The following is a 6,717-nucleotide window of genomic DNA, read 5'->3' as shown; positions in this document are numbered from 1 at the left end:
CGCCCCGACCGGCCCGCCGGTCCTGCGCCGGGCGGCGAGCCAACCCGTAACGGTGACGGCGGCTGCGGCCACGATGATGGACCAGCCCACGGTGCCGTAGCTGTAGTGCATGATCTCGCCGAGGCGCGGCCACCGGTCGGACTGCCAGGAGTCCCAGGTAAGGCAGCAGTAGACACCGAACCAGATCGGGGCATGGTGCATCACCGAGCGACGGCAGAGCACCGAGAAGAGCATCGGCACGAGCAACATCGAGTAGTACATCTGGCCCAGGGAGCTGACGAGGAAAACCCCGGCGAGCAGTATCGCCGAGGAGGTTGCCGCCCACATGAACGGGTCGGAGTCACGCCACCACAGCAGTCCGAGGACGGCTACGGCGACGCACAACGCGACCAGCACCTGGCATGACAGGACCAGGGCACCGGGCCAGCCGTAGTGGGCACCGACCCCGGGGATCGCCGAGTTCGCGTAGTCGCGGACCTCACGGAGGTAGGGGAGCAGGGTGTCGACGTAGGTACCGGTGTCCGGTACGAGGAGCCAGCCCACCGCCATGAACAGCACGGGGACGATGATTCCTGAGACCAGCGAACTCCACTGCCGACGCGCCAGCGGGAGGAACAGCAGCACGATGAACTGGGGCTTCACCGTGATCGCGAGGCCGATGGCCACGCCGGCGAGGATTCCGGCCCACGGAATGCGCGCTGCCGGCACCCCCCTGCCGGTTCCCCTGCCGGGGAGCCGCCAGGACGCCTGGCCGCGGTCGACGAGCAGCAGCCAGAGGAACACGACCTCGAGGAGGAACAGGACGCCGTTGATGTTGGAGAACAGCAGCGTGTTCGTCACCGACTCGGTGGCGAAGACGAGGAAGACTGCGACAGGCAGGACCGGTCCGGTGAGGCGGCGTCCGACCAGCAGGGTGAGCAGTGCCAGCGCCAGGAAGATGCACACAGCGTCCGCCAGGATCAGCGCGTTGCGCCCGATACCCTGGGAGAGCAGACCCAGCGGGCTCAACAGCAGGGTGCCGCCGGGGGAGTAGAGGTAGTGGGGGTCGTCGGTGGTGTAGTCCTCGGCGTAGACGGCGGCGCCGTCGACGAACCGACTCAGTGCCGACCAGACGGTGGTGAAGTCATCGGTGGGGTGGTCGTTGCGTGGGGAGAGCACGACCCGGTGGATGAGGGTCATGATCGCCAGGGGCCAGGCGGCACGGGTGAGGATGCGGGACACCGGTCCACCGCCGCCGGGTGGGGCGGGTGGGTCAGGTACGGCGGAAGGGCCTGTTGCGGGGCTTGTCGTCGAGGCAGTCACCCTGCGAATGTTATCGGGGTATTACCGTGGGGGAGGCCATCCCGGTCGGCTTGGGAGTGTCCCGGGACAATCGGGGGTGGTTCAACCAGGGGCGGCAGGAGTTCCCGGACACGGAAAACGCCGCTGCCGGAAGCCGGCAGCGGCGTGAGAACTGTAGTCCCAACTGGGTTCGAACCAGCGACCTTTCCGGTGTGAACGGAACGCTCTTCCACTGAGCTATGGGACTCTCGGGAACGGCAGTAAATGTAGCACCTCACCTCCCCTCGTGCACAAACCCCCATGTCAGAGGTGGCGGCGAACTGGTCCTCCACTGCAGTGAGCTTCATCGGAGGTGACGATGGGGGAGGAGGAACCACTCCAGCGGGCCGCGTCGGATGCCGCCGCATGCGGAGCCGGTCGGGTGGCGTGGTCCAGGTCCGGTGCTCTCCGGGTCCGCCAGGATTCCATCATGGGTCCGTTCCGGTTCTTCTCCGGATCCGGGTGCCGGACCTAGGGGCGGACAGTTGAACCCGCAAAATGACACTGTTGTGGTCAGCTGATGCGGGAGAGTGTCAGCGCGGGACGCACGGAACTTCGCTCACCTGCATGTTTGTGGCCGATGGGTGGAACCGCTATAGTTCATTTCCGCACCGCACAGTCGGTGCATGTGGATGTAGCGCAGTTGGTAGCGCATAACCTTGCCAAGGTTAGGGTCGCGAGTTCGAGTCTCGTCATCCGCTCAGGATCATTGATTTTCCTTTCCGGTCTCCGGCAAGGTAGGGTCAGTGTCCGAACGAGGCGGCGACGCCACGGTGGAATGGCTGAGTGGCTTAGGCAACGGTCTGCAAAACCGTGTACACGGGTTCGATTCCCGTTTCCACCTCACCCCCGCGCGTTTAGCTCAGCGGGAGAGCGCTTCCCTGACACGGAAGAGGTCACTGGTTCGATCCCAGTATCGCGCACGAGCAGGTCCCCTGAGGACCTGGTCTGAAGTTGATGTGCGGATGTAGCGCAGTTGGTAGCGCATAACCTTGCCAAGGTTAGGGTCGCGAGTTCGAGTCTCGTCATCCGCTCCACGACCCCAAGGGCCCCACCGGTTTCCGGTGGGGCCCTTCGGCGTGTCCGGTTCCCGCTCGCACGTTCCGTATCGGTCGGCGAGGGTTAACGGGGGCGACGTCGGTAGGGTTGTGGAAGACACGGTGGGAGGACCATCTTCCACCCCCTCCCGGTGCCCCTGCCCCGGAGCCCCCGGAACTTCCCTCGCCGTCGGGACGACCACTGTACGTAGGCCCCGCCCCGTTCCCGAGGATATTTCCAGTCGAAAGGAAGACATGTCCCGTCTCTACCGTCTCGCTGCAGTCCCGGTGCTCGCCGGAGGTCTGCTCGCGGTCCCCGTGGTCGCCGCCCCGGCTCTCCTGCCCGCCGCAGTCGCCCACGACGCCCTCATCGGAGCGCAGCCGTCGGACGGTTCGGTCGTGGACACCGCGCCGGAGAAACTCGTTCTGACGTTCTCGGCGGCGCCGCGCGGTACCTACGACACCATCGCCCTGTCGAAGCACGGGGACAACGGGGGCGAGAAGGACGTCATTTTCTCCGGAACCCCGGAGATCGACAGGAACGTCCTCACCCTCGCACTCCCCGGAAACGTGACACTGTGGGACGGCGTCTACACCGTCGGCTACCAGATCACCTCCTCCGACGGCCACGCCACCCGCGGCAGCTACGACTTCACCCTCACCGGGCAGGGTGAGGACCCCAATCCGCCAGCTGACGACGCCTCCGGTTCCGGAGACGGCGGGTCCGGTCTCCCGGACTGGGCCAGGCCGGCCATGGCGGTCGCCGGGGTCATCGTTCTGCTCGGCGTCCTGACCACCCTCGTCGCCCGACTGCGTAAGTCGGACGACTGACGACATCTGACACACAAGGAACTACCCATGCCCAGCTTGACCCAGCTTCCCGCGCCGACCCGTTCACCGGAGGTGCGGCGATGACCACGAACATCCGTTCCGACGGACGGGGTTTCAGCCGTCGGAGCTTCCTCACCGGAGTGAGCCTGTTCTCCGCCACCGCGGCGGTGGGTGTGACGGCGGCCTGCGCCGCGGAGGATGACGGGGGGAAGTCCGGCTCCGACGGCGAGGACGTGGTGGACTTCGACGGCGTCCACCAGGCAGGCATCGCCACCCCGGTCCAGGCGCACAACACGACGGTCGCCTTCACCCTGCGCGAGGGCGTCGACGCTGTGGGCGTCAGACGCCTGCTGCGGATATGGACCGGGGATGCCCGGCGGCTCTGTTCAGGGGAGCCGGTGCTCGCGGACCTGGAGCCCGAACTGTCCACGTCGACCGGTCGTCTGACCGTCACCTGCGGTTTCGGTCGCGGTCTCTTCCGCCGGGTGGGTCGGGAGAACCTGGCTCCGCGGTGGCTGAAGCCGCTGCCGGCCTTCACCGGGGACAAGCTGGACCCGAAGTGGGGCGACCGGGATGTTGTGCTGCAGATCTGCGGCGACGACCGGACGACGGTGTCCCACGCACTCCGGGTGTTCGTCCGGGGTGGTGCGGACTATGCCCGGCCTTCGTGGAGCCAGACGGGATTTCTGGATGTCCCGGAGGAGGCGGACGGCACGAAGGGGACCCCGCGTAACCTGTTCGGGTTCAAGGACGGGACAGTGAATCCCCGCTCCGGCGAAGAGTTCGATCAACAGGTCTGGATCGGGGAGCGCACGGCGTCCCACCCCTCGCACATCGGAGGCACCTGCATGATCGTGCGCAGGATCGCCTACGACATGCCGTTGTGGGAGTCGGCGGACCGGCCCACCAGGGAAGTGGCGATGGGCCGGACCATCGTCGAGGGCGCGCCGTTGTCCGGCGGGAAGGAGCATGACGACCCGGACCTGCGGGCGGTCGGTGACGACGGTCTGCCCCTGATCGACGTGCACTCGCACATCGCCCTTGCCGGGGTGAAGGACGGGGACGAGCGCCAGCGGCTGCTGCGTCGGGCCTACAACTACGACCTCCCGGTCACACCGACGACCGGTGACGGGCTGGCGGACGCGGACCTGGTCCGGCTGTCGGACTCCGGTCTGATCTTCACGTGCTTCCAGCCGGACCCGGAGCCTGCGTTCATCACCGTTCAACGTCGGCTCTCCGGAGGGGACCGACTCAATGAGTGGATCACCCATGTCGGTTCAGCGGTGTTCTTCATCCCGCCGGGAACGACGGGGGACGGCTACTGGGGGGAGACGGTGCTGGCGTGACCGATGACCCGGCGCACTGACCTGCCCTGCGGCGGTCGGTGGGGGAGTCAGGGGTCGCTGCGGGTAAGGTGGTCCGGGAATTATGACCGTCACCAGGTATGTGACCGTCTTCGCCTCTTATGTAAGGAGCACACCACCCGTGAGTGAATCAGCGCTGGACGCCGGTAACGGAATCGGAAACCCGGAGATCCCCGTGTCGACGGTGACCTTCACCGTGCCCGCCGGTGAGTCTGCCGGTGCCGCGATGCGTCCACTGGACCTGCCGAACAAGGGGCCGGAGGCCGTCGTCTGCGTGAAGGACGCCGACGGGAACCTCCGCGACCTGTCCTTTGCCCCGGAGGTCGACACCGAGGTCACCACCGTCCCCGCGAACACCGACGAGGGACGCGGCGTCATCCGGCACTCCTGCGCCCACGTCCTGGCCCAGGCGGTACAGAAGGAGTTCCCGGGGACGAAGCTGGGCATCGGCCCCGCCATCGAGAACGGCTTCTACTACGATTTCGAGCCCGCCGAGCCCTTCACCCCGGAGGACCTCAGGAAGCTCGAGAAGTCGATGAAGAAAATCATCAAGTCGGGCCAGAAGTTCGAGCGCAAGGCCTACGATTCGGTGGAGGACGCCCGCCTGGAGTATCTCCAGGAGCCGTTCAAGCTGGAGCTGGTCGACGACAAGTCCCGCGGGGACATCCCCGAGGGCGACGCCGCCGTGGAGGTCGGGGAGGGGGAGCTCACCGCGTACTCCAACGTCAACCCGCGGACCGGCGAGGTCGAATGGTACGACCTGTGCCGTGGCCCGCACGTGCCCACCACCCGCTACATCCCCGCTTTCGCCCTCACCCGCACCTCGGCCGCCTACTGGCGCGGGGACCAGTCGCTGGCCGGTCTGCAGCGGATCTACGGTACCGCCTGGGAGTCGAAGGAAGCCCTCGAGGAATACCAGACCATGCTCGCCGAGGCGGAGAAGCGCGACCACCGTCGCCTCGGCCAGGAGCTTGACCTGTTCAGTTTCCCCGACGAGATCGGTTCCGGTTTCCCGGTGTTCCACCCGGACGGCGCGACCGTGCGCCTGGAGATGGAGGAGCACTCGCGTCGCCGGCACATCGCCTCGGGCTACTCCTTCGTGAACACGCCGCACATCACCAAGGGCGACCTGTTCAAGAAGTCCGGTCACCTCGACTGGTACGCCGACGGCATGTTCCCGCCCATGAAGCTCGACGAGGAACGGGACGCCGACGGCAACATCACCAAGCAGGCCGTCGACTACTACGCCAAGCCGATGAACTGCCCGATGCACAACCTGATCTTCGCCTCCCGCGGCCGGTCCTACCGTGAACTGCCGTTGCGGTTGTTCGAGTTCGGCACCGTCTACCGTTACGAGAAATCCGGCGTGGTCCACGGTCTGACCCGTGCCCGGGGCTTCACCCAGGATGACGCACACATCTACTGCACTGAAGACCAGCTCGAGGTTGAGCTGACCACCGTGCTGGAGTTCATCATTTCGCTGCTCAAGGACTACGGTCTCGACGATTTCTACCTGGAGTTGTCGACCAAGGACCCGAAGAAGTTCGTCGGTTCCGACGAGATCTGGGAGAAGGCCACCGACACGCTGCGGGCGGTCGCGGAGAAGTCCGGTCTCGAGCTGGTGCCGGATCCGGAGGGCGCCGCCTTCTACGGTCCGAAGATCTCGGTCCAGGCCCGCGACGCCATCGGCCGTACCTGGCAGATGTCCACTGTGCAGCTCGACTTCAACCTTCCGGAGCGCTTCGATCTGGAGTACACCGCGTCCGACGGAACCAAGCAGCGTCCGGTGATGATCCACCGCGCCCTGTTCGGCTCCATCGAGCGCTTCTTCGGCGTCCTGCTGGAGCACTACGCGGGAGCCTTCCCGGCGTGGCTCGCCCCGCACCAGGTGTCCGGCATCCCCGTCGCCGACGAGTTCATCCCCTACCTGGAGGAGGTGACCGCCGAACTGCGCGGTCGCGGGATCCGGGCGGCGGTGGACACCTCGGATGACCGCATGCAGAAGAAGATCCGTAACCACACCACCGGCAAGGTGCCCTTCATGCTGCTGGCCGGTGGGCGGGATGTCGAGGTGGGTGCGGTGAGCTTCCGTTTCCTCGACGGCACCCAGGTCAACGGTGTCCCCAAGGAGGACGCCGTGCGGATCATCACCGACTGGGTCACCT

At 66.4% G+C, this 6,717-nt stretch carries 4 protein-coding genes and 5 tRNA genes; 7 read left to right on the top strand and 2 right to left on the bottom strand.

All coding sequences use genetic code 11. The annotated features are described in order from the left end of the window. Together QZV72_RS00710 and QZV72_RS00705 are read right to left on the bottom strand one after the other, a co-directional pair. Positions 1–1,221, bottom strand: a 1,221-nt coding sequence (locus QZV72_RS00710; protein ID WP_297004018.1) for a glycosyltransferase family 87 protein, incomplete at its 3' end; no start/stop codon positions are given. A 235-nt stretch (positions 1,222–1,456) separates the two neighbouring features. Next, positions 1,457–1,528: transfer RNA gene (locus tag QZV72_RS00705), tRNA-Val, on the bottom strand. 420 nt (positions 1,529–1,948) lie between these two features. On the opposite strand from QZV72_RS00705, the gene QZV72_RS00700 reads away from it, so the two are divergent. The 7 genes from QZV72_RS00700 to thrS all read left to right on the top strand — a co-directional run. After that, a tRNA-Gly gene (locus tag QZV72_RS00700) sits at positions 1,949–2,021 on the top strand. Positions 2,022–2,092: 71 nt separating this feature from the next. Further along, positions 2,093–2,164: transfer RNA gene (locus QZV72_RS00695), tRNA-Cys, on the top strand. Positions 2,165–2,171: 7 nt separating this feature from the next. After that, positions 2,172–2,243 (top strand) — tRNA-Val (locus QZV72_RS00690). Positions 2,244–2,281: 38 nt separating this feature from the next. After that, positions 2,282–2,357: transfer RNA gene (locus tag QZV72_RS00685), tRNA-Gly, on the top strand. Between the two features lie 255 nt (positions 2,358–2,612). Further along, entirely contained in the window at positions 2,613–3,188 is a 576-nt protein-coding gene (locus QZV72_RS00680; protein ID WP_297004016.1) for a copper resistance CopC family protein, read from the top strand. An 80-nt stretch (positions 3,189–3,268) separates the two neighbouring features. Continuing rightward, positions 3,269–4,534: a Dyp-type peroxidase gene (locus tag QZV72_RS00675; protein WP_297004015.1), complete on the top strand. Its 1,266-nt coding sequence runs from the start codon at positions 3,269–3,271 to the stop codon at positions 4,532–4,534. 244 nt (positions 4,535–4,778) lie between these two features. After that, positions 4,779–6,717: threonine--tRNA ligase (thrS, locus tag QZV72_RS00670; RefSeq protein ID WP_297004021.1), on the top strand; the 1,939-nt coding region annotated here is incomplete at its 3' end.

Source organism: uncultured Corynebacterium sp., assembly GCF_902782855.1.
Taxonomy (GTDB): domain Bacteria; phylum Actinomycetota; class Actinomycetes; order Mycobacteriales; family Mycobacteriaceae; genus Corynebacterium.
Note: the sequence above shows the minus strand (reverse complement) of the source record. Positions and strands in the feature narration are given on the sequence as shown.

What these genes read in the sequence shown, in the direction of transcription:
- QZV72_RS00680 (WP_297004016.1), top strand. Translation starts at nt 2,613, where the DNA reads ATGTCCCGTCTCTACCGTCTCGCTGCAGTCCCGGTGCTCGCCGGAGGT.
- QZV72_RS00675 (WP_297004015.1), top strand. Translation starts at nt 3,269, where the DNA reads ATGACCACGAACATCCGTTCCGACGGACGGGGTTTCAGCCGTCGGAGC.